At 63.6% G+C, this 24,518-nt stretch carries 14 protein-coding genes; 7 read left to right on the top strand and 7 right to left on the bottom strand.

Annotated elements, in window-relative coordinates; translation table 11 throughout:
* Positions 1-97 precede the first annotated feature (97 nt).
* A complete protein-coding gene (locus tag SINAC_RS36510) occupies positions 98-3,295 on the top strand; it encodes an AsmA-like C-terminal region-containing protein (protein ID WP_015250558.1) in 3,198 nt (1,065 codons plus the stop codon).
* A gap of 95 nt (positions 3,296-3,390) precedes the next feature.
* Here SINAC_RS36510 and SINAC_RS36505 read toward each other — a convergent pair whose 3' ends face one another.
* The 6 genes from SINAC_RS36505 to SINAC_RS36480 form a co-directional block, all read right to left on the bottom strand.
* On the bottom strand, positions 3,391-4,302 hold the full coding sequence (locus SINAC_RS36505) for an NAD(+)/NADH kinase (protein ID WP_015250557.1): 912 nt from the start codon (positions 4,300-4,302) through the stop codon (positions 3,391-3,393).
* A 64-nt stretch (positions 4,303-4,366) separates the two neighbouring features.
* Positions 4,367-6,298, bottom strand: a complete 1,932-nt coding sequence (gene dxs / locus SINAC_RS36500; protein ID WP_015250556.1) for a 1-deoxy-D-xylulose-5-phosphate synthase — start codon at positions 6,296-6,298, stop codon at positions 4,367-4,369.
* Entirely contained in the window at positions 6,298-7,320 is a 1,023-nt protein-coding gene (locus SINAC_RS36495) for a polyprenyl synthetase family protein (protein WP_015250555.1), read from the bottom strand. The genes dxs and SINAC_RS36495 overlap by 1 nt, the downstream gene beginning before the upstream one ends.
* A 103-nt stretch (positions 7,321-7,423) precedes the next feature.
* Positions 7,424-7,693, bottom strand: a complete 270-nt coding sequence (gene xseB / locus SINAC_RS36490) for an exodeoxyribonuclease VII small subunit (RefSeq protein ID WP_015250554.1) — start codon at positions 7,691-7,693, stop codon at positions 7,424-7,426.
* A 2-nt stretch (positions 7,694-7,695) separates the two neighbouring features.
* Positions 7,696-8,865 (bottom strand): exodeoxyribonuclease VII large subunit, encoded by a 1,170-nt coding sequence (xseA, locus tag SINAC_RS36485; RefSeq protein ID WP_015250553.1) that lies wholly within the window; start codon positions 8,863-8,865, stop codon positions 7,696-7,698.
* 391 nt (positions 8,866-9,256) lie between these two features.
* A complete protein-coding gene (locus SINAC_RS36480; RefSeq protein WP_015250552.1) occupies positions 9,257-11,050 on the bottom strand; it encodes a sigma-70 family RNA polymerase sigma factor in 1,794 nt (597 codons plus the stop codon).
* A 244-nt stretch (positions 11,051-11,294) separates the two neighbouring features.
* Here SINAC_RS36480 and SINAC_RS36475 point away from each other — a divergent pair, with 244 nt between their 5' ends.
* The 6 genes from SINAC_RS36475 (at position 11,295) to SINAC_RS36460 (ending at position 22,159) form a co-directional block, all read left to right on the top strand.
* Positions 11,295-14,822, top strand: coding sequence for a carboxypeptidase regulatory-like domain-containing protein (locus SINAC_RS36475; protein ID WP_015250551.1), 3,528 nt, complete (start codon positions 11,295-11,297; stop codon positions 14,820-14,822).
* 63 nt (positions 14,823-14,885) lie between these two features.
* Positions 14,886-18,086 carry a hypothetical protein gene (locus SINAC_RS36470; RefSeq protein ID WP_015250550.1) on the top strand — a complete coding sequence of 1,067 codons (3,201 nt, stop codon included), beginning with the start codon at positions 14,886-14,888 and terminating at the stop codon, positions 18,084-18,086.
* The gene (locus SINAC_RS40435) at positions 18,079-18,273 is read left to right on the top strand and encodes a hypothetical protein (RefSeq protein ID WP_157579483.1); all 195 of its coding nucleotides are present in this window, start codon (positions 18,079-18,081) and stop codon (positions 18,271-18,273) included. Before SINAC_RS36470 ends, SINAC_RS40435 begins: the two co-directional genes overlap by 8 nt.
* A gap of 594 nt (positions 18,274-18,867) precedes the next feature.
* Entirely contained in the window at positions 18,868-20,322 is a 1,455-nt protein-coding gene (gene tnpC, locus SINAC_RS36465) for an IS66 family transposase (RefSeq protein WP_015245510.1), read from the top strand.
* 271 nt (positions 20,323-20,593) lie between these two features.
* On the top strand, positions 20,594-21,457 hold the full coding sequence (locus SINAC_RS40430) for a hypothetical protein (RefSeq protein WP_015250549.1): 864 nt from the start codon (positions 20,594-20,596) through the stop codon (positions 21,455-21,457).
* A gap of 33 nt (positions 21,458-21,490) precedes the next feature.
* The gene (locus SINAC_RS36460; RefSeq protein ID WP_015250548.1) at positions 21,491-22,159 is read left to right on the top strand and encodes a hypothetical protein; all 669 of its coding nucleotides are present in this window, start codon (positions 21,491-21,493) and stop codon (positions 22,157-22,159) included.
* Between the two features lie 625 nt (positions 22,160-22,784).
* Here SINAC_RS36460 and SINAC_RS36455 read toward each other — a convergent pair.
* Positions 22,785-24,458 carry a redoxin domain-containing protein gene (locus SINAC_RS36455; RefSeq protein ID WP_015250546.1) on the bottom strand — a complete coding sequence of 558 codons (1,674 nt, stop codon included), beginning with the start codon at positions 24,456-24,458 and terminating at the stop codon, positions 22,785-22,787.
* Positions 24,459-24,518 lie beyond the last annotated feature (60 nt).

The following is a 24,518-nucleotide window of genomic DNA, read 5'->3' as shown; positions in this document are numbered from 1 at the left end:
TTGAATCGAAGCGGTGGGCGAAGCGGCGCACCACGCAATGGATCGGGACGATGTTAGTCGCTCTCGTGCGACTCCTCCAAGGAAGGAGGCATGGCTCATGCTCACTCGACAACGCGTCTGTAAGGCCCTCTTCTGGGGGACCTTCTTCCTCCTGACCTGCCTGGGCGGAGTGGTCGGCTTTGCCTTCTGGTACGTGACTGACAGCGAGACGGTGTCCACCCTGATTCACTCGGAAGGGAAGCGGTTCCTGCCGGGTTCGGATGTAAACGTGGGGCGTGCGCGGATCCGGCCGTTCCTGGGCGAGATCAACCTCACGCATCTTCAAATCAACCAAACCTTGGATGGGGCTCCATTCCAGGCGCTTCGGCTCCCCTGGACGCGGATCGGGTACAACCCCCGTGCGATGCTCAAGGGAAAGTTCGAACCGCGCGAGGTGGTGGTCGCACAACCGACGCTCCGGCTTCGGCAGAGGAAGGATGGGACCTGGAATCTCCAAGGTTTGCTTGCCGACCCTTGGCCCGGCCCGATGATGAAGACTCCGCCGATCCTGATCCAGCACGGGACGGTCGAGCTGATCGACGGCGACGTCACCCGATCCCCTGTGATCCTCCGTGACGTGGCGCTCGAGATCAAGGCGGCCGGCAGCAAGATCCTGGTGTTCGAGGGCTCGGCCAAAGGGGACGCGTTCAACCGGCTCGCCCTCAAGGGAACGATCGACCTTGGCACCGGCAAACTCAGCATCGGCGGCGATGTTACGCGGCTCGCGATCTCACCGACCCTTCGAAGTCGGATTCCCGCTGAGCTGCGCTCGGATTCCGAGCAGGTCGGGATGACCAGCGGCGAGGTCGACTTGCGAGTCGGCCATGTGTCCTACGACCCGACCGCCAACCCTTCGATTCGTTACGACGTTGGGGTGCAGATCCGATCGGGTGTTTTGGACTGCTCCCATCTTCCGTTCACGATCAACGACCTGTCGGCCAGTCTCTCGGCCCGCGACGGTGTCATCGAGATCGAGCGGGCCTCGGGGGTGAACGGGCCGACGACGATCCTCGTCGAGGAAAGCCGGATCGTGCTGGGCGATCCCAATCGTGCGCCTCTGAGCGTCGTCCTCAAGGTCAAGGAGCTGGAACTCGATAAGCGGCTCCGCGCCTGGACTCCGGCCGAGTTTCTTCCCCTCTGGAAGGACTTCACCCCGTCGGGGCGGGTCAATGCCGCCGTCAAGCTCGTCCGCGACCGAGAAGGGGGGCCGCTCGGTTACGGCTGGAGCGTCGCCTGCTTGGACGTTGCGATGTTCTACCGCTTCTTCCAGTATCCGCTCGATCATATCAGGGGAAGCTTGATCTGCGAGAACAACCAGATCCGCGTCAACCTTCAGACCCTGGTTGGAGGGAAGCCGCTGACGGCCACGGGCACGATCGATAACCCTGGTGACGACGCCCACGTCCGGCTCCACTTCGAGGGGGAGGCGATGCCGATCGACCAGACCCTCTTCGACGCGATGCCTCCCGAGATCAATAAGGTGGTCGGCGAGTTCCATCCGACCGGGTCGGTCCGGGGCAAGGCGGATATCGAGCGGACCCGCCGGATCCACCCGGACGATCCCCCCCAGGGGAATGTGGCGATCCACGCGTTCCTCAGGCTCAATGAGAACTGCTCGATCAAGTGGGACGGCCTCCCCTATCCCGTGTCGAACCTGACCGGTCAGCTCGAGCTCCACCCTGACAAGTGGATCTTCCGTGAGATGAAAGGCCGCAACGGGCAAGCGGAGATCACCGGCAGCGGGGTCGTCGAGAAGCTCGACCCCGGCCCCGGACCTGGCGATCGGTTGGCCGTTGATCTGAGTATGAGAGCCGAGAAGCTCCCGTTCGACGAACAGTTGCACGAGGCGTTGCCCTTGGCCTGGCGGAAGTCGTGGGAGATCCTCAACCCGATTGGATCGAGCAACGTGGAGGCGGAGATCCACGTGCGCCCCGACCAGCCCGAGGAGTATCACCTGGTGATTGATCCCCGCCCTGAGACGGCCGTCCAGCTCAAGTTCGGCCCTCCCCGCCAGCCGGGGGGGAAGGACACCAGCGGGATGTTCACGCTCCGGATGGATAACGTCAAGGGGCGGTTCGTCTCCGACAACGGCCTGGTCAAAATGGAAGATGTGGGCTTCATGTTTTACGGCTCGCCCGTGAAGTTCGCACGCGGCCAGGTCCTGGTCAAGGATAGCGGCCAGTTCGAGCTCAACGTCAAGCAGGTCGCGGTCGAAAAGCTTCGGCTCGACCACGAGCAACTGGTCACGATCATGCCTCCGGTGATGAAGAATTTCGCCCGCCGGCTCGATCAAGGGCGGCCGATCTCCAAGATCAATGGGGATCTCGGCCTGAGCTGGTCGGGCAAGACCCATGAGTCGGTCCTCTGTGACTGGGAGAACGTGCTCGTCGTTCTCAACGACAACACGATCCATGCGGGGCTCCCGCTCGAACACCTTCAGGGACAGCTCGACCATGTCCGCGGTCGGTTCGACGGTCAGAGCCTCGAGGTCCGTGGCGCCTTGAACCTCGCCAGCGTCAGCCTGCTTGGCCAGCAGATTACCGCGCTTGAGTCTCCGTTCCAGGTCGGTCAGGGTAAGGCCGAGCTCAAGAGTATCCGCGGCAACCTGCTTGGCGGCGTCGTGAGCGGTCGGTTCGGAGTGACCCTCGACGACACGCCCAAGTACGAGACCGAGCTGAAAGTGGAAAAGGCCGATCTTCAGCATTACGCCAAGACCATTAGCGGTCGCCAGACCTACAGTGGCCTGGTCTCCGGCCGGCTCGCGCTCAACGGCATGGGCAACGAACTGAAGAACCTGCAAGGCGAGGGCGAGGCGCAGGTCGTGGAGGGGAACCTTGGTGAGTTGCCGGTCGTGCTCACGCTGGTCAACTCACTCAAGTCGCTCAAGGTCTCACCAGGGAAAAATGCGATGTTCGACTCGGCCGACATCGCGATGAAGATCCGGAACGGCGAGTCGGTGCTTGACTCGATCAAGCTGACCGGCAACGTCATCAGCTTCAAGGGCCGAGGGACGATGGACGTCCAAGGGCACCTCAACCTGAAACTCAATCCCCTGGCCGGCCGCGACCGATTCCACGTCCCGTTCCTGAGCGACGCTCTGCGCGAGGCCAGCGGCCAGCTCTTCGTCATCAGCGTCCGGGGCCCGCTCGCCTTCCCAAAGTTTGAACTCACACCTCTTCCCGGCGTCACCGACAGCGTCCGCTCGCTCTCGCGAGGCAAAGGCCGGAACAGCAGCGAAGAACTCGACGTGCGATAGCATCGCCACTCAGAGGCGAGTAGATCCCCTCTCCTCCCCCCTGGGACCGTGGGCGTCCCGCCGTTCCAGGGGGGAGGAGAGAGCCTTGGGGATGACTAGGGGTGGACCCCTCGGTCACCGGGGGGGGCGGCGCCCCAGCCGAGCTTGTCGCGGAGGGTGCGGTAGAAGCTGTGGCCGGGGAGGCGGACCATCGGGAACGGGGTCAGGCCGCGACGAACGATCACGCGGTCGCCGCTGCTCACCGGGATCTGCACCTGGCCGTCGATGACCAGGACGGTCGCGACCCCGGTGGCCAACGGGATCATCTCGTAGACCTTGTGGGTGCTGTCGACCAGCGGGCGCTGGGTCAGGGTGTGGGCGCAGAGCGGGGTGACGACGAACATGTGAGCATTTGGCGGGAGGATCGGCCCCCCCGCCGAGAGGCTGTGCCCCGTCGAGCCGACCGGGGTAGCGAGGATCAGGCCGTCGCCTCGGTAGGTCATGACGCTCTCGCCGTCGATCGAGAGGCCGATCTCGAGGAGGTGGAAGACCGGCGCGGCGCGGAGCACGACGTCGTTGAGGCCGCGGAACTCCCGGATCGGGCCCGACCGGGGCGCCAGCGTGCAGGTCAGGGTCATCAGGTTCTCGACCGTGTACCGCCGCTCGGCCAGGTCGCCGAGCCGTTCCAGGAACGCGGCCGGGGTCAGCTCTGCCAGGAAGCCGAGCCGGCCCACGTTGATGCCGAGCACCGGCGTGGGCCGATCGCCCATGCGCCGGGCGGTGTGCAAAACGGTCCCGTCGCCGCCCAGCACTAGGGCCACGTCGGCCGAGAGGCCGGACAGGTCGGTGTCGGGCGCCAGGTCGAGGCCGATCAGGTGGAGCGTCGGATGCCGCTCAACCGCGTTGGCCAGGCGCTTGGCCTCGGTGTGGACCTCCGGCTTGGTGCCGTTGCCCAGAATCACCACGTTCAACGCGGGCAAGGGCAAGGGGCTCGCAGTCGTTCCCGGCGAGGAGGCGTGATTCCCCATAAGAATGGCCTTTATTTTGCCCGTTTACGGAGAAGAGGAGCCCCTGGCCGGTGGTCGGTGGTTGTCAGGTGGCGCAGGCCTGGCCGTTCTCGGCGAGCACGGCCGGTAGGCCGGCTGCGCGGGCCAGTTCGAGCGCGGCACGGGCGATTCCGTCGACGTCGAGGCCGACCTCGGCGAGCTGCTCGTCCCGCTCGGCGTGGAGGATGTAGTGGTCGGGTAGGCCGAGCCGCCGGACGTTGGCCGTCGAGAGGCCGGCGTCGCTCGCCACCTCGAGGACTGCCGAGCCGAAGCCGCCCGCCAGGCACCCTTCCTCAACGGTGAGGACGAAGCCGCATTCCTCGACCGCCTTGAGCACGACCGTCTTGTCGAGCGGCTTGGCGAACCGGGCATTGACCACGCCGATCCGGAGGCCGTACTGCTGCCGGAGCCGCTCGGCCGCCCGGAGGCAGGAGCTGACCAGGGTTCCGCAGGCCAGGAAGATCCCGTCGGTCTCCCACTCGAGGACTTCAGCCTGTCCCAGCTCGATCGGCTGGGCCTCGCGCTCGATCGTCTCCAGGTTCGCCTTGGGGTAGCGAATCGAGACCGGCGCGTTGTGCCCGAGCGCGAACTCGATCATGGGGGCGACGTCTTTCTCGTCGCCCGGGGCCATGACGACCATGTTCGGGAACATCCGCATGTAGGCCAGGTCATAAGACCCGTGATGCGTCGGCCCGTCAGACCCGACCAAGCCCGCCCGGTCGAGCGTGAAGATGACCGGCAGGTTCTGGAGCGAGACTTCCTGGAAGATCTGGTCGTAGGAACGCTGGAGGAATGTGCTGTAGATGTCGACGACCGGCCGGGCCCCGGCCTTGGCCATTCCAGCGGCGAAGGCGACGGCGTGGCTTTCGCAGATCCCGGTGTCGAAGAACCGGTCGGGGAAGACCTCGCGGATCTTTTGAAGCTTGTTCCCCTCGCACATCGCGGCGGTCAGGACGGCCACCTTCGGGTCGCGCTCCATGGCGGCGAAGAGGGCCGCGCTGACGGCGTCGGTGAACGCCTTGTGCGTCGACGTCTTGAGCGGGATGATCCCATCCTCGACCCGCTGGAAGGGGGCGGGGGCGTGGTACTTGACCGGGTCTTTGACGGCCGGCTCGAACCCGTGCCCCTTGTCGGTCAGGACGTGGAGCAGGACCGGGCCGTCCATCGCCTTGACCTTCTCGAGGTACGTCCGCAAGGTCTTGAGGTCGTGGCCGTCGATCGGGCCGATGTAGGTGAAGCCGAGCTCTTCGAAGAGCATGCCGCCGTGGACCGAGGCCTTGATCGCGTCCTTCATCTGCTGGAGCCAGCGATCAGCCTGGTCGCCGACCAGCGGGATCGACGGCAGGAGCTTGCGGACCCGTCGGTTCCAGTCGCTGTACATCGGCGTCATTCGGGCTTTGTCGAAGTAGTAGCCCAGGCCGCCGACTCGCGGGCAGATCGACATCTGATTGTCGTTCAGGACGACCAGGAATTTCTTGCGGAGTCCCCCGGCGTTGTTCAGAGCCTCGAAGACGATGCCCGAGGGGAACGCGCCGTCGCCGATGACCGCGACCGAGTGCCGCTCAGGGTGGCCGACCAGATCGTCCCCCGCCTTCAGCCCCAGGGCCGTCGACGGAGCGCAGCCGGCGTGGCCGGTCATGAACAGGTCGTAAAGACTCTCCGCCGGGTTGGGGTAGCCCATCAGGCCCCCCTTGGTCCGGATCGAGTGCAGCTCGGCCGCGCGGCCGGTGATCAGCTTATGCGGATAGATCTGATGTCCGGTATCCCAGATCAGGCGGTCCTGGGAAAAGTCGAACGCCAGATGGAGGGCCAGGCAGAGCTCGACCACGCCAAGGTTACTCGCGAAGTGGGCGGAGCGTCGGCCGACGATGCCGATCAACTCCTCGCGCATCTCCGCCGCCAGCCTCTCGAGGTCCTTCTCGGAGAGCGAGTGTAGGTCGGCCGGCGACTCGATCTTGGGCAACATCGTGCTGCTCATCAGCAGTCCCTTTCCAAAAGATCCAGGGCCAACGCCCGCAACCGATCACCGCTTGCACCCAGGGGGGCCAGAGCCGCGACAGCCTCATCGGCCAGTTGCTTGGCTCGCTGGCGACTCCCCTCGATTCCTAATAAACCGGGATAAGTCCATTTCCCTAACCCGGAATCTTTACCGACCCGCTTGCCCAGCTTGGTTTCGTCCCCTTGGACGTCAAGCAGGTCATCAATGATTTGGAAGGCCAGGCCCACCGCACCTCCATAAATATTGAGGGCGTGCAGGCTCGTCTCATCCGCGCCGGCGACCAGGCCCCCCATGCGGAGCGAGGCACGGAGCAGGGCCCCTGTCTTGCGCCGGTGGATCGATTCGAGGGCCTCAAGGCTCGGGTCGTTCCGCCCTTCCGCCTCGAGGTCGGCCATCTGGCCCCCGACCATACCACTCGGCCCCGCCCCTTCGGCCAGTGCCTGCACGCAGGCCACCGCCGCTTCGGCGGGCCGGACGTGCTGGGCCAGGATCTCGAAGGCGAGAGTCAGGAGACCATCCCCCGCCAGGACCGCCGTCGCCTCGTCGAACGCCTTGTGGCAGGTCGGTCGCCCACGCCTCAAGTCGTCGTCGTCCATCGCCGGCAGGTCGTCGTGGATCAGTGAATAAGTGTGCACGAGCTCAAGAGCGCAGGCCGCGGGTAACGCGGCCGAAGGATCGGCTCCGCAGGCCTCGGCAGCCAGCAGGCAGAGGATCGGCCGGAGTCGCTTGCCGCCGCCAAGCACGCTGTATCGCATCGCCTCGGAGAGCCGAGGGGGGCAGAGGGCGCCCGCGTCCTCGCTGGCCGGCAGGTAACGCCTTAGTGCTTCGTCGACTTGGCGCCGAGCCTCCTCGATAAACGAGGCGGGCGGAGAACTCTCGATGGACCTGGAAGTCATCATGGGCAAGTGATTTCGAGCAGCGAGCCGATGGCGGGGCGGCACGCCGTCCATGCGCACCCCTGAACATCCCACCACGGGGGCCACTAACCGGACAGTGCTCATTGTTGACAAACTCTTCGAGATTGTCCACATGGCTCCGTAAAAAACTTTGCAACGCAAAGTGAGAGGGGGGTGAGAACGGAATTTCGTCGTTAAGCTTGGGGATTTAGGGGGTTGAGGAGGTTGGTCGGTCAGCGGTGGCCGTGGTGTCGAAGGGGGTGGTCAGGGGTTGGCCGTTGGCGTCGACGCCCGAGAGCAGGGCGACCGTTCGATCGGCGCCGTCGAGCAGGCCCTGGCAGCGGGTCAGGAGGTGGATTCCCCGTTCGTACTTGGCCAGGGCCTCGGCCAGGGCGGGCTCGCCAGCTTCGAGGTTGTCGACGATCTGCTCGAGCTCGTTCAGGGCGGTCTCGAAATCCAACTCGGGTTCCTCGCTCACGATCAGGATCTCCGTTCGACGCGGCTGGTGATGGGTGGGCCCGAAGCGAGCCGGGTATGCAGGAGGTCGCCGACCTGGACGTCGTCGGCCGATCGCACCAGGCTGACGCCGTCGGCCTGGAACGTCAGGCTATAGCCGCGGGCGAGGACGGCGAGGGGACTGAGGGCCTCGAGCGCGGTGACCAACCGGCCGAGCCGGTGCCGGCGGCCATCGAGGTCGCGGCGCATGGCCCGGTCGAGTCCCTTCGAGGCAGCCTCGACCCGGGAACGCGCCTCTTGGAGTCGGATCCGGCCCGACAAGGCGATCCGTTCCGCCAGGCGGCTGAGGGTTCGGCGAATCTCGAGCGCATCGGGCACGCAGAGCTCGCCCGCTTCGCTCGGCGTCAGGGCGCGGCGGTCGGCGGCGAGGTCGGCGATTGTGAGGTCGACCTCGTGGCCGATGGCCGTCATGACCGGCAGGGCGGAGCCGACGATGGCTCGCGCCACGATTTCCTCGTTGAACGCCCAGAGGTCCTCGAGGCTCCCGCCCCCTCGGGCGAGGATGACCAGGTCAGCGCCGGCGACTCGGTTGGCCAGGGCGATCGCCTCGGCGACCTCTTCGGCCGCGCCGGCGCCTTGGACCCGTGCCGGTGCGATCAGGATGTCGGAGGCCCGCCATCGCCGGCTGATGACTTGCAGCAGGTCGCGGACCGCCGCGCCGCTCGGGCTGGTGACGACCACGATCCGTCGCGGGAACCGAGGCAGGGGGCGCTTCCGCTCGGGGTCAAACAGGCCCTCGGCCGCGAGCCGGGCCACTGTTTGGCGGAACGCCAGCTCGAGCGCCCCGATCCCCTCGGGCTCAATCTTGCGGATCGTGACCTGGTATTCGCCCCGGGGTGCGTAGACCGCCAGCTTGCCCCAAACCGTGACCGCCAGGCCGTCGACCAGGTCGAAGACGAGCCGCTGGGCCTCGGTCTTCCAGAGCACCGCACGCACCTGGGCGCCGTCGTCCTTGAGTACGAGGTAGATATGCCCCGACCTCGGCCGCGCGACGTTAGAGACCTCGGCCCGCACCGCGACCTCGGCGAACCCGCGCTCCAGGGTCGTCTTGATCCGCCCTGTGAGCTCCGAGACCGTTTCGAGCGGAGCCCCGGCGAGGTCGTCGTCCGGGTCAAACAGCGTCATCCTGGTCATGAGGCGAGAATTCCGGGCTATGCGGGAGTCTTGTCTCGTCCCTTACGCCTCTTCTGACGTCGTCATCAGGCATCTGAAGAGAACGAGACCCTTTGCCCGGGCCCTCATTTTGCCAGCCACCCAGTCCGATTCCTTGAACGGCTGTTGAGAGTCACCGGTGCCCGCTTCGCGTTTCTATCGTACTCTCCGCCGGTGATCTCATGCAATTCGGGCAATGAGCATCCAGAGGCTGAGTCGCCTGACAGGAAAAATTGTCATGTGTTTTGAATTTTGATATGATGTAATTTTTGTGTGTGGCAGCCTACTGTACCTTTTCTTCGTAGGGTAAGCTTGAGCCTGCTCCTACCTTGAGGGACGGCCGGTTGAAGCTTGTGTTTTAGGGTGATTGAAGTTAAGGCCCGGCTGGCCTGGACCCGGAAGCATCCAGAGAGGGAAGTTGATTCGGGAGGCTCGGAGCCGATTGAGGGGAAAGGCGAGTTTGAGGCAGGGGCAACTTGGCGTCGTCCGGTCCTTTGTTGTCAGGAGCGTCGAAGATGGCCTTTATGTTGAGGTCTTTCCACTCGCCATTGAAAACGTCGAAGGTGTAAATGTGGTCGTCCCCTACGAAGGAAATTGGGTTGCTATTGTCCAGCCTGAATTGTTTCCCCTCGGGAAGTTCTAGGATGGCCCACCGCTTTGCGATGGAGCTGAAGGTGTAGACATAACGGCCAACATGATATGAAATTTGATGGTCTCTGATGATTGGTGAAACCGTGCCGTTGACGGGTTCACGCAGGTCCTGAGTGAACCAAGGGCCTTCGAGGGAATTGGAGGCGAAAAGTTGTGTAATTCTCTGGCCTTTTAGCTTGAATGCCGCTGCTTGCACATCGGTCAACGGCGTGATCTCGAGTGGGAATTCCTTCGAGGCGGGCAACTCGAGCGAACTGGTCCTGCCCGTCCTGGTGTTAAAGGTTTTGAACTTGTCTCCTAACCGAGAAATCATGAAAATGAATTCGTCTGAACGTCTGTGTCTGAAGTTTGGTGAACTGCCGTTTGTGATGTCCCGGCCTTGCGGTTCAGCCGCCTCAGCGGCTTTGTCGGCCAGCCCCTTCGGTTTGGCTTCTTTGGTTGGGGCCGAGGTCGGGCCGGTCTGCAACGTCTTCAACTCGGTCTGGATCGCTTGCAACTGCTTTTGCAACTCGGCATTCCGCCGGTTCGCCTCGTCCAGCTCGGCCTGGATTTTGGCCACCGATTGGCTCAGGGCCGCCTGCCGATCGTCGGCGGCTGGCTTGACCGTGGAGGCCTCGTCGGCCACGCCGATCCCGCCGAACTGAGCGAAGGCTTGCAGGCCTCCCAGGGTGAAGATGCAGGCGAGAGTCGCCGCGCCGAAAGTTTTCCATTGCGAGAGAGTCATGGCGTAAAGTACCCCCCGTGCCAGGCCGACTGCGGTTGTCGAGGCCAGCGAGGCCCCGGCCGCCTGTCGCGCCGTGAAATTCAAGGACGCGCGCACTGTCGTCTCGAGCAAAGTCGTCGGTATTGCCAACGCGATGTCCGAGCTCCACTCCACCGCCAGCATGCCGGCGGGGATCACGACCCCGCGCCGGGTCAAGCTCCGCCGTAACCGTTCCTTCGCCCGTGAGAGCCGGGAGAGGACCGTTCCTTTGGGGCAGCCGAGTCGTTGCGAGGCCGCTTCGGTGGTCAGCCCTTCGAGATAGCAGAGCACGACCGGCTCGCGGTATCGCTCCGGCAGCCGGGCGATCTCCTCGTGGAGTTCCGGCCAGGATTCGCTCTGGCCCTCGTTGTTTTCAGGCGAACGGCCGACGGCCAGGGTTGCGGCCCGGCGTTCCTTGATCTGCCGCCGGGCGGCGTCGGCTTTGGCCCTCAGCGCAACGCGTCGGGCAACGCCGTGGAGCCAGCCGGCCACCGAGTCTCGGTTGCGGATCGCATGGGCTTTGCGGGCGAGGACGAGGAAGGTGGCCTGAAACGCATCCTCGGCCTCGTGGCGATCGCTGAGCATTTGCCGGCAGATCCGGAGGACCATTGGTCCGTGCCGCTCGGCCAGGATCGTGAAGGCGGCCTCGGCAGTGTCGTCCCCCCCGGTGTGGACCCGGTCCCCGAGCTGGCCGTCCGACAGGCCTCCGATTGCCCCGACGCTGTAGAGGGTTTGAAGGTGCTTCAAGACAATGCCGTCGGTCGATTCGCCCATCGGTCGTTCCCCTCGTGCTCTTGCTTCTTAATGACATAGTGCCGGGAAACAGGTGGGCGATTCCAACGATTTGGGATCAAAAGCACGGATTTGGTCTCTTCCCGCGACAGGAGTCCAGGATCAGGCCGACTACGTGCTTGGCCTCATTGAGAAGTCAGCGTACCATCAATGGATGGAGCTGCGGCCCGGGTTGAGGCGACAGGCTCCCCCACTTCACCGCCGATTGCTATAGAGGGCCTCACGAATGTTCATGACGCCTCTGGTCTGGATCGTGCTCGCGCAGGTTCCGACGACGCCTTTGACGGGCACGGTCGTCGGCCCTGGAGGGGAGCCGGTGGCCGGTGCCGACCTGATCCTCGTGGGCCTGCCGAGCTACAATCCGCCGATCGTCGCGCATGTGAAGTCGGCCGAGGACGGGCGGTTCACACTCGATCGGCCGACGGCCCTGGCGGGCGATCATCACCCGCAGCGGGCGCTGATTCTCTGGGGGGTGAAGCCGGGCTTTCGCGTCTCGGTGACCCGGTTCCCGGAGGCTTTGCCGAAGGCGGATGAGCCGGTCCGGATCGTCTTGCAGCCTCCCGGCAAGGCTGAAGTTCGTGTCGAGGGGCCGGACGGTCAACCGTTGAGCGGTGTCCGGGTGCTCCCCGAGCGGCTCAGGTCGCACTTCACGGTGGTGCCGGACGTCGTCGCTGAACTCACTTCGGTAACGACCGGGCCCGATGGCCTGGCCGTGATCGACGCCGTCTCCCCGGACGAGCTGGCGTATGTCGACGTTCATTCACGCGAGCTTGGGATTCAGGGTCGACCGATCGTCTTCAAGCTCGGCAAGCCGGCGGTCATCACGCTGAGGCCGGCCTCGTCCTGGAAAGGGCGGCTCTCGGCCGTTGACCTGAAAAATGCCCGAGGCTGGCGTGTCCAGGCCTGGACCCGTGTTGGCGGCGCCCCCAACACGGAGCCTGAGACGACCGGGTATGTGAGGACGACGACCGACGATGAGGGCCGGTTTGTCCTTGCCCCGATCGCCGTGGGCAGCCTTCAACTTGACCTGAAACCTCCCGGCGACCTGCCCGTCGTGGTCGACCTTCCCCGATCTTTGATCGTTCGCGAAGGTCGTGAAGACTTGGTGGTGGACATCCCGCTCAAGAAGCCGGTCACCGTCACCGGCCTGTTTCTGGAACGGGGCACCGGCAAGCCCGTACCGGGCGTCTCGGTCACATTGATTTATATCGGGGCGAATCGAAACGGGAGCCTGAACGTCAAGACTGATGAAAAGGGACGTTACACCTTCCAGAGTTTACCCGGGCAGGTCCGGGTCGGTCATTTTACCTTGCCCTCGACGCACGTCCTGGCACCCAGCCAGGGCTGGGAGGACTTCACGGTCCCCGAACCGCCCAAGGTGATCGAACTGGCGACGAGGGAGGCTCTCCCCGCTGCTCCTCCTCTCCGGGGCCAGGTTGTGAACGAGGCCGGCCAGGCCGTTCCCGGCGCTTTGGTCCAGGCGTCGTGGATGCTCACCGGAGGGAGAGGCTCCAGCGGCGGAGGCATCCAGGTCAAGACCGACGACAAGGGGGACTTCGTCCTCGAAGGGCTCGGGCCGGACTCGACCGTGACGATCACCGCCAAGCTCCGGAACCGGCAGAGCAAGAGCCCGCTCACGGTTCAAGCGGGCGAAACGAATCCGGTGACGGTCGCGATTGCCCCGACGCCGGTGCTCGCCGTCGCTGGCCGCGTGCTTGGGCCGGGCGGGACGCCGCTGGCCGATCTTCTCGTCAAGGTTCAGTTCCGGGTCGCGCGAGACAACTCCCCGGGCCACACCGAACAGGCCAGGTTCGAGGACAACCTTGAGATCAGGACCGGCCCCGACGGCACCTTCCGGACCCCGAAAGAGCTGGAGCGGAAAGCCAGCGAATTCCGGGTTGAAGTGACCGCCCCAGGGTTTTTCCCCGCCAGGACGGCCTGGGTTCCTTTGCCCGAGACGGACCTGCTCACGCTCCCCGACCTTACCCTCAAGCGGTCGCGGGGCGTCCGGGTCGTGACGGGAAGAATCATTGACCGCGATGGCAAGCCGGTGCCAGGGGCCGTGGTCTCACAGGCGGGCGACGGGCCGATCTGGACGTCTACCAAGGCGGACGCCGACGGCCGATTCCGGCTCGCCGGGGTTTCGAACGGAGCGGCCCTCATCTTCGCCGAGGTCCCTGAGTTTCGGTTCGGGGGCGCAATTGTCGGGGGCGAGGCGGACCCGGTCGAGATCCGGCTGGCCCGGGTGACCGAGCCGCCGATTGCGAACCTCAAAACGCTCCCCTCACCGCTCCCCAGGGCCGAAGAGCGCGCCCTGGCCCGGGAACTGCTCGGGCCGTTGCTCCCGCTGGCCCGGTCGGGCTCGCTCGGGACCCTCAGCGCTTCGGTGGTTCCGGCCCTGGCGCGGGTCGACCCCGGGCCAGTGCTCGAGATGATCGAGAACCGTGTGCTCGCCGAACCGACCAATGTCTTGATCCAGGTGGCGCTCAGCCAGTTTGAGGATGACCCCGCCTTGGCCATCGCCACGGTGGAGGCCGACCTCGACCCCGGCACAAGGGCGCTCTGCTGGCTCGCCCTGGAAGACTTTCGCCCGGCGCCCGATCGAGCGCTCCGGGAAAACCTCCTCGAGCGTGCCCTGGTCGACGCACGCCTGGCCGCGCCTACCGCTCAGAAGGTCAGCCTCCTTGGCCAGGTCGCCGACCGCTGGCTCGAACGCGGCGAGATCGAACGGGCGCGCCCGATCCTGCTCGAGGGCCAGAAGGTCGTGGCCGCCTTGCCCAAAGAGACCTGGTTCTCCGAGTCCGAAGAATTCGCCTGCGTCCTTGCCGCGATCGACCTCCCGGCCGCCACTGCGCTCTTTGAGCGGCGGGGACGGACGAATGTCTCGCCGACCGACGCCGCAACGCTCAGCCGCTACAACAGCCAGGCTGCGAGCCGGCTCGCGAGCATCGACCCCGCCGAGGCCGAACGCCTGATCGCTCCGCCTTCTCCGGGCTTCTACAATCGGCCCTGGATTGTTCTGAAGGCCGCCCGCACGATGGCGAAGCTCGACCTGCCTCGGGCCCGGCGCGTGCTCGAGACCATCGGTGATACTGGCATGGCGGCCAGCTCCGCGCTTGTCCCGTTCGGGCTTGGAAGGATCGCCGACGGTTTGGCCAGGTCGAACCCCGTCGAAGCCCGCCGGTTGCTGGACGAGGCCTACGACGGCCTTCGCAAGATCGCGGTCAAGGGGAACCAGGGCCTGGGGCAGGGCTCCGTCGCCAACCTGATGGCGGAACTGCTCCCGGTCGTCGAGCGGCTCGACCCGGAACGGCTCGCCGAACGGATCTGGCTGGTCGCGGCTTCGCGGGCCCCGTCAGTCCTGGAGCCGGATGCCAGGGGACTCGAGGGGACGTTTGCCCTGGCGATGCTGGTTGCCCGCTACGACCGGGCGATCGCCGATGTGATCGCCACTCCTGAACTCGAGCGCTTGTCTGACTTGCTGATCAACTCGAACGCAAGATATAACGCCGCCAATGCGACGATCTTCAAGAGCCTGGCCGTCTACGACCCTCGGGCGATCGTTTCGATGATCCGCACCCTGCCCGACGCGGCCCGGAAGCCACCGCTCAAGGCGGACACCTGGACGGCCGCCAGCCTCGAGGCCCAGCTTCGCCTGGCCGCCGCCCTGATCCTTGGCTTTCCCAATGAGGCGAGGCCGAGGGAAGCCGGTCGGACGGGAGATACCCCTCTGCTGTACCGTTGCGACGACTGAATCAGGGGCGGCACGACCCAAGGGCATTCAGGCTGGGCGCACTCACTATGGAGAATCATTTCGATGAGCGTTGAAACGTCGGCGAGCCTGGGACGTCCCGCTCGCTTCTCGTGGCTCGCGTTGCTGGCCTTGATCGCGGTCGTCATGCTCGGGGCTCAGCAATACCGGCCGGTTCCCAAATTCGAGGGGAAGCGGATCCCCGAGCCTCCGAACCAGGGCCAACCCTGGATTGCCCCCGCGACGACGCTGCCAAAGTTCCTTGTGAACGCGACGGCCTCCCTCTTCGAACAAGGAGTGGCCGACCCGCGGGGATGCGAATACCGCGAAGTAGAAATTCCTAATTATTTTGATGTGAAATCTCACGGATTTGTTTTGCCCGAGCAGGCCGACATGCCCGGACGATTCGTCGTCTGCTGGGATGGCCAGGTCTATCCGGCCCTGGCCGTTGGTGAGCCGGTCGATCTCGATCGCGATATCAAGGATCTGGCCGTTAACCTGAAGCGAACGCGGGAGGCCACGCCGTTGAATGGCTTCAGGCAGGGGGTTTACTGGGGCTTCCCCAAGGAAGGCCAGAATCCCTTTGGCGTTGCGGGCGTGATGAACCACTCGCCAATCAAAATTTGCTTATTGCTTCGCCTTGGTCGCGCCGACCTGGCCGAAACCCTTTTCGCTGCTGGGACGACCTGGACGCCCAAGCCTCGGACGCGTGACCTGACGGATTATGGGATCACCTACCTGACCTTGGCTGCCGACTGGACCCACACGGCCTTTGAGCGATTGATCGGGGCCCACATAAGGGGGGACGATGTGATTGCCCTCGATACGGCTCGAAGGCTGGCGAAGTTCCGCGACCTGGTCTCGGCTCAGGCCGAAGCAATGGGCTTCCCCCTTCCGGAGCGGCAGAATCGAGAAGACGCAGGCCCCCCCCCTCGTTTTTACGGTCTCACACAGCTCGACGAACTGCTCCGCGACCAGGAGCGGAGGGCCAAGATGGCGGCCCGGGGGCCGATCCCCAAGAAAGGGGGCGACCCTTCTGCCCGGATCGCGGCCTTGATTCGTGACCTCGACCAGATCGACGAGCGGCAGATGATGTCGCCCGGCTCTGCCTCTCCCGGCAACTCGCCGTTGGTGCGCGACCTGGTTGCCGAGGGGGACCCGGCCGTCGTGCCTCTGCTCGAGGTGCTCGAGTCCGACAGCCGGCTCACGCGTTCGGTCAGCGATAGTCGAAGCTTACCGGCCGATCATTTCGTCCACCCGGTCTACGAAGCTGCGTTCGCCGCCCTGATTGGCATTCTCAAGACTCAAGAGTTTGCCGACCAGCGAATGTACGGGTGGAAGACGCTTGACCTCGCCGCGCGGAAGGCCCTTGCGGGCTCGATCCGCCAGTTCTGGGAAAAGACCCGTTCGGTCCCGCTGGTCGAGCGGTGGTATCGGACCTTGCTCGACGATGCGGCTGGCCAGGCCCGCTGGCTGGAAGCGGCCGGGGCGATCGTCTCGCCGGTCGTCGAGGAGGGGATGCCGCTTCCCCAACCAGGCACCAGGCCGCTGCAAGGGGAGTCGTTGCGGACTGGGCGGGACCCGAGCGTCACCGCCTTGATGCTTCGCCGGGCCGGGCAGATCGAGCGGACGGGGAACCCTCAGTCATCCCCGGACCAAGGATTTGGGGCCGCCTGTCACATGAGTACCATTCTGGCCTCCTGGGATGAGAAGGCGTCGTTGCCCCTCCTCCAGGAACTCAGCAAGAAGTGCCGGGAGCGGTCCGACCGCTGGCGCGATCAAGAAAACCCGCAGAACGCCGACCAGAACCTTGCGGCGTCCCTGGCCCGGTTCACCCAGATTCGCGCTCGACTTGGCGACGTCGAGGCGCTTGACGAGTATGCCGCCTGGCTCCGGACGACCAGCCCGAAGATGCTGGAATATGGCACCTTCACTGCCTTGCAGCCGCTTTTGGCTCAGCCCGATCACCCCGCGCTGGCCTCGGCCGCGCGCTGGCTGTTCAACGACTCGAAGTCCCCCTGGGTTCCGCTCCTTGCCGAAGCCCGGGGAGAGTCATCGTCGTTTGCCGATAACCTCTTTACGTCGTCGCTCATCGTGGTCGCCGGCTTCCGCGAAGGCGTGCTCGCCGGGTTGGCGGACAAGGCCCCGCTCGGAACCGTCGAGCGAGACGCGAGGGGGGGCGTCCATTGCAAGATCAAGAACGTCCCGGCAGTGAACTACGGCTCATCCAGTTTCCATCTGGAAGGGATCACGATCGGGGTGGAACACCCCTTCCGGTCCTGCGATTTCCTCGCCTGGAAGCTCTCGAGCCTCGAAGGTTGCCCCGAGTTCAATCTCTTCTGGCCGGAAACGCGCCGAGATGAAGCCGTGGCCGCGTGTGTCGTCTATTTGAAGCGGTTCGGCGACCGGTTCACGCTCGCGGCACATCCTGGCATGCACGACTTCTCTGACTCCAAAGTCCACCTGAAATTTCCGATCCTCGCGAAGCCGGCGACTCACGAGGACGTCGCCGCCGGCCGGGCGATCTTCTCGCTCGAAGGGCAAGGGGAAACACGACTGGCGAACCTACCGGGATTCCCACAGCAGGCCCGCTGGCTCACCCTGAAGAATATGCCGATCGATCTGACCAGCCAGGATGGCGTCACCCACCGCGAATACAATACGAACGGCTATGTCTGGCAAGCCGAGGAGGTTCGCAAAGGGTATGGGTGGGAACGCTTCTATGGCTTCGTCGGCCACCACGTCATTGCCCGCGCCCCAGCCTCCGAGATCGAGTTCGGCGGCCAATATGGCCCTAAACTTAAAGGAGGGTTGGACGCCCTGGCGGAACGGGCCGAACCGCGCAAGACCCGCTACGAGCCGGGCCGACCGATCGCCGTGGCAATGCAGATCCGGAACCGGCTCGGGGTTGCCCACGTGAGCCCGACAGAGTTCGTTCGCCCCGGCCCCGACGGTAAGCCTGCGTTGCGGAATGGGGTTAACCTCTCGCTCTGGTATTCCCCGCCGCGAGGCTCGAGGTCGGTTTTGAACCCAGTCTACCCTCTCGAGGCGGTCGAGCCGAAGCGGGACGCTCACTTCGATCCGGGGGAGGGGACACGCACACTCGCCCCTCTCGAAACCTTCGAGGCCATGCGGTTCGACCTCAATGACTGGTTCGATCTGACGAAACCCGGCGCTTATCGCCTTCACGTGACTTTCACTGCCGACAGCGGAATCGGCGAGGGGGTGTCGAACGATGCCTTTTTCCAGGTCGGGGGTGATGAGTGAGAACCGAGGGGATAGTGTGACTCGTCCCCACGCGGATGGCGACCTCAGCCGCTGGATGCGGTGGCTTCTGACGGGGCCCGCGCGACGTAATCACCGTCCCCACCACACGCCGGGACAAGTGTGGCCAGGTCGTTTCAAGGCGTTCCCGCTCGAGGCCGACGAGCATCTGCTCACCGTACAGCGTTAGGTTGAGCGGAATGCGTTATGCGCCGAGTTGGTGGTCCGTGCGGAGGACTGGGGCTGGTCGAGCCTGGTCCCCTGGTTGAGTGGCCAAGGAAGCTCTGGCGCGGCGAGCCGCCGTTGCGTGACTCGCGTTGGTTGGAGCGTGTGAACGAGCCGCTCTCGGCGGGTCGACCTGAATCGCCTGCGGCATTCGGTCGATCATGGGAAGCGTTCGGCGGCGAGTCGTGGCCGAGCGTTTGGGGTTGGCATCGTGCCTGTGTGCGCGCGTGAGGCCGAAGAAGGAGCGGACCTGAGACGATTATTTGCTATGTCCCCCCTTTTTGTTGCAATACGGTGCCGTAGCGTCAGGGCCGGTGGATCAACGGTGAGACCGAGAGGGTCGCGACGAATGCGACTTGATTCCCGTACCACAGCCCGTTGCAGTAATTAGCATGAATCATGTAATCTATTGTTTAAATGTCACAAAATTCCATGCATTCGGGAAAACAAGCTGAACACTTTCCGTCTTAATAAAAATTTCATTTGCCATATTAAAATCTAAGTAAGCCTTCCGCCGAATTCAGTTCGTCTTGCAATCTGAGGACCGCTCCATTTCACTATGCCCATGGCAACGACGGGTTCAGACACCCTTGATGTGGCATCCCTGCTGACTGTTCTCGGTCCGCAACTGACGGCCGAGCAAGCCACGCTGATCTTTCAGCAGGGCCAGGAAGCGGTCGTCTTCGCGCTCCTGAACTTGGCCAAGCAACTGGCTGAAAAGAAGGTCGGCGTGCCGATCGGTACGGACCCGTCGGCGCCTTCGGGACAGACTCCGCCTTACGCGAAGCCACCCGCCAAGGGACGGGCCAAACCCAAAGGGGCCAGGCCGGGACATCCCGGCCTGCATCGGCCCGCGCCGACGCGGATCGATCGCCAGGAGGAGCACACCCTCTCGGCCTGTCCCAAGTGTCACGGGCCGGTGCGACCCTGCCGTGGTTCCCGGACCCGCGTCATCGAGGACATCCCCGTCGACATTACGCCGGTGGTCACCGAGCACACGATCCATCGCTCCTGGTGCCCGCACTGCCGCACCACCGTCGAACCGACTGTCCCCGACGCCTTGTCCGGCTCGACCATCGGTCTCCGTGTCGTGGTCCTCTCGGCCTGGCTCCACTACCTGCTGGGGACCACGCTGGCCCAGATCATCGACGTCTTCAATTTCCACCTCCAGTTCAAGCTGTCTTCCGGCGGCCTGATCCAGATGTGGCGGCGGCTGCGGGAAATCCTTCGGGCCTGGTACCTCGAGATTCAGACCCAAGCCCTCGACAGCGCCGTGTTGCACGCCGACGAGACCGGTTGGCGAGTCAACGGCACGACCTACTGGTTGTGGTGTTTCGCCTCGAAGGACGTCACGTATTACATGATTGACCGGCGGCGGGGCAGTCCGGCGTTGAAGCGGTTCTTCAAGAAGGAATTCACCGGTGTGTTGGTCACCGACTTTTGGGGTGCCTACAACACGGTCGTCTGCGAGCAGAAACAGAAATGTCTGCCGCACCTGCTGCGCGACCTGAAGCGGACGCAACATTACCACAAGCCCGGCGGCGACTGGCCGGCGTTTTCCCAGCAATTGAAGCGGTTGATCCGCGACTCGATCCGCCTGAGCAAGCGGCGGAAGGAACTCTCCACGAAGGCGTTCACCTCGCGCCGGCAGCGGTTGGACGGGAGGTTGCGCGAACTGCTGGCCCAACCCTGGGAGCACCAGCACGCCCGCCGCTTGATCAAACGACTGCGGCGGCATGCGTCCGAGTTGTTCACATTCCTGGACCATCCCGAAGTCCCGTTCGACAACAATCACGGCGAGCGTCAAATCCGCCCGGCCGTAATCGCGAGGAAGAACAGCTACGCCAACGGCAGCGAGGACGGGGCCGAGACTCAGGCGATTCTGATGAGCGTCTTCCGCACGCTGAAGCAACGCGGCCACAATCCCGTCTCCGCCGTAACCGAGGCGATTCGCGCCTACCTACGCACCGATGAGTTGCCACCCATGCCCGTGCCCATCGCTGAGTTCCGCTGAAGGCTTACAAATCTAACTGTTTTACTGTGGCCGTGATCCTAAGTGGCACGCCTCCCCCATCAGGTTGACCTCTATGAGCGGTTTTGTCACTTCGCATCGATATCGTCGTGCGGCGAGCTTCGGCTTTGCTTGATAACCCAAGTCTGGTATGCGAGTCCCAACGTTGGGGACATGCCCCGCAACTCACCATCGACGTGGTAGATCGCCCAGTCTTACCTACGCAGTCTGACCCGCGAGATTCCTATTCTCCGTTATCGGAAGGTTGCCTACAATGCGCACGTTGAGCAGAATTCGGTACTTCGGCACGGTGTTCGCCTTTCTACTGCTCGCATTAGTTTGCGGTCGGTCCGCCCAAGCAGATCGTGTGGTTGATTTTAGCGCTTATGGCCCCAACAGCGTGGGAAATGTATATTATCTCAATGAACTTGTTCACTTGAGTTGCGAATTTGACGACAATGATCACTCTCGGGTGGCAGATTACATATGGACAATTGTCATGTCAGGTGACACATGCGCAGGTGGTGCTCCGGTAACACCTCCAAATAGTAACGACTCGACAATAAGCGTCCAATCCGGACGAGCAGGGAAATTTACGGTTCATCTCCATGTGACGTATGTTGGCGATGAGACAGACCCCACTGTTCCAGCCCCTCCACCTACCGATATTACCCACGAACTGCATTGGGGGCCGGCCGATTGCCTTGCCCTTATTGGTGCTACGTCCGAGTACCTCGATTACATCAAAGACCCTTTCCCTGCTGGTTCGGGGCCGACCGTATTGATGCAGCTCGGCGGCGGCGAATGGCCCGTAGAGGGATTCAATTATACCCTTCATGAAAAGATTTCTTATACGATTCCAGCAGGAACGCCACCCGACTTCAATGGGGGATGGTCTTTACCCATCGAAACCCCAGTTCTGCAACTCTCCGAAAACGGTATGATTGCTGACGTCAAGTCTGCACTCACGATCAGAGGAGCGGTAGGATCGACATTTATCGAATACACGCAATTAATTGGTGTGAAATATCTCGACCTGTGTGGTCTCACAATGGGCCCCGATCCCGTCGCCACGCTGACTGTCAAACACATTCGCGTTAGTGCTGACACGTACCGCGTTGAAGTTACAATCCACTAGAATCGGTTCAAATTAATAGCGAAGGACGACTTTATGAAGTCTCAGCGATTCCGAGCCATCCTCGGCGGGGCCATCGGCGTTTTGGTCTGCGGCCTCGTCGGCGCAGGCCCGGGTACGAAGGGCGGGGAAGCCAAACCGGTGTCTCCTCCGAAAGTTGTTACTCCGGCTAAAAGTCCCAGCCCGGGGACCCCCGCGTTCAAACGTGTGCTTATTCAAGATGCCCTCGTCCGCCAAGGTCTCGCCCCTGTGTTTAGGGTGGGAATCGATAGTCGCCCCGAGCCGATCCCCATGCGGACTCAGGTCCCCGCCGACAGGGGAACTACGATCGTGCCTCACCCGAAAGCCATGGGTGACATGCTTCGATTGCAGAAGACATTCGCTGCCGCACTGGCTGCACAGGATACCCGTCCCGCAGAACGCCGTAACCACTTTGCCTGGCTGGATAATACGGATGCCTTCAAGAAGAAGTTGGTACACCCGATTGGGTGGCACGGGGGGATTGAAGAGGTTGAGCAGACGCCCACGGGCAGCGTATTAGTCAAGATCCACATTCGTCCTTGGCTCTATTCGAACTCATTCAAGACGCTCCAGTTCGATTACGTAGCCGAGACCTACGAGTTCTTCCGAGGCAAAGTCCGCCTGGTCGACTCGGACGCAAATGTCGCGAAACCGGAATTGCAGGGCTTTCCCGTGCTGCAGTAAGCAGATCGGTAGATCAAGGGCAAGAAAAGGAGCGGTTACAAGGCAAGTTCCTTGGCCGCTCTTTTCATGCGCCAGGAGGAAAAAGGGGGGACATAGCGATTTTTTCTTCGGAAGTAAGCGTTCGACGTGCTTCAACCCCTGGATATCACGGGGTTTCAGAGGTTCGCTGGGCGTTTTGCCATCCCCAAGGCTCTGCCAAATTGACGGCCAGATGAACCTGGGTGGAGATGGCGCAATTCCTGTGCAAGTGTCCTTGCAAGATCCCTGTTTTCGGCCCTCGAAGGTAAGATTAGCTTGGGTGCAACGTGTGTAAATCTTGTTATTGACGTGTGTTGCTGGGTGCGCTCGTTTTTTTGCCTCAGTTCTGGGAAAAAGACCCGTTTCGCTCAGCCCTGAGGGACGGCAGGCTGAAGCCGACCCTACGGGACTGGAACGGCCGGAGCGCAAAAAGGGGGGACATAGCGATTTTTTCTTGTATGTCCCCCCCCCCCTTTTGTGGCGCGGATCTTCCGGGTACCATGCGGGAACGCCTTGGCCTGGGACACACGGGTTCCGAGTGCATGGAACCCGTGGCACACAAACGTCCTTCCTTTCCCGGTGAAGCCTGACCTTCCGAGACAGGCACTTAGCGCTTGGTGGTCAGGACGATGGCCTCGTCGCGAACGATACATGCCATCCCGAGCGGCTCCAACAGCCGAGCGAGGGCCGCGCCGAGCGGCTCATCGGCGGCTGTGCCGGTCGCGGTCGTATCGGCCTTGATCGCTCCGCGTCGGCGGCCGTCTGGATCGAGGACGATGCTCGCGCTTGTCTTCGCCTCCAGCGCCTCGACGACATTGGTCAACGACTCGCCCTGGAACTCGAACGTCACTTTTTGCTTCAGCGCCTCGGCGACGCGAGCGTTGTCACCCTCCTGCTTCGGCGAGGGGCGCGACAGGCTGTCATTGGCGGCCGTGCGGCGGACGACGCGGAGCCCGTTGCTGTCGGCGACGTAGGTGAGCCCGAATGGGTCGAGCGCCAGATTGAGCCAGGCGCGGAGCGTGAGCCGACCTCCGATCCACAGTGGCACCGGTGCGTCCTCGTCGATCCCGGCGCCCGTCATCTCGTCCCGATCGATGTTGATCCTGATCCGACCCATCTTGCTGAAAAAGCTTATCAGCTCGGCGAGCGTGGAGTCGTCGTGAGTAAACAGGCTGAGGTCGCGGTCGAGGGCCCACGCAATTCGAGCAGCGTTCGGCAAAGGCGTCAACCTTGAGGCCAGGTAGTCCTCGGCGTCGCGGTCGATTGCCCGGGGATAATGGACGACCCGCCCCTCGGGGTCGAGCAGGACGACCGTCGGCCAATGCGACACGCCATAGTCCTTCACCGTCTGGCCGGTCGTGTCGAGCAGGATCGGGAATGGCAGCATTCGCCCGCGCCAGGAGCCACGGATGATCGGCTTGAGCTTCTCGTCGAGCATGGCGAAGTCGGTGGCCTCGGGATCGTGGAAGGCCAGGATCACGAACTGATCGTGGTCGGCGGCGTGGGCCTCGGCGAAGTCCATCCAGTTCGGCAGGCTTCGCCTGACGCAGGGACCGCACCAGAAGCCCCAGAAGTCGATCACGACCCACTTGCCCTTGAAGTCCGATAGGCGCACATCCTTCGACACGCCCCGGGCATCGGTGATGTGCCAAGCCGGTGGCTCCTTGCCGTAGAGCCTGGCGATCGGGGTCAACTTCAGATCGATGGTGCCCAGGTCCAAGACCTGGCCGGGTTCGAGCGTGACGTTGCGCTCGATGCCGACATGCTGATCGCTCTCGCCGCCCGCCAACCGATACCGGCCCGACGGCAGCCGCATTGCGAACGCGGGCCCGCGAAACCGACCCGAGGCCAATCTGAGGTCGCCCTGCGTCAGGGCCATCAAGATGGGGGCCTCGGCCGGCGCCTGACCCGATTCCTCACAGGTGAACCGCCCCTGCACCTCGGCCATCGGCGATACTTTGATTTCGATCGGGCCGACCGGTCCTTTAGCCGGGACAATCGCGAATCCTCCGAGCCGCTCGGCGGCGTCCCTCGCCATCACCACCGTGTCGCGCCCGTGAACCTGGAGTTCCAGCGAGAACCGACCTTCAGCATCCGTCCGGGCCAACTGGTTTGGTACCAGCGGGAGCGTCTGATCCGCATACCAGTGTTCGGCGACCCGAACCCCCACTACCGGTATGCCTCGCTCGTCTACGACGCGCCCCGCCACCTGCACGGTCATGCCCCAACCGACGCCGCCCGTCCCCAGTACGAACGCCACGACCCCGATCCAAGACTTCATCGCGAGTGCTCCGCTCGTGCGAGGACATTTGCTCCGGGCAAGCCCGAGACAATTGTAGCA

This window comes from Singulisphaera acidiphila DSM 18658 (assembly GCF_000242455.2).
Lineage (GTDB): Bacteria > Planctomycetota > Planctomycetia > Isosphaerales > Isosphaeraceae > Singulisphaera > Singulisphaera acidiphila.
This window is presented reverse-complemented; position numbering and strand designations above follow the sequence as displayed.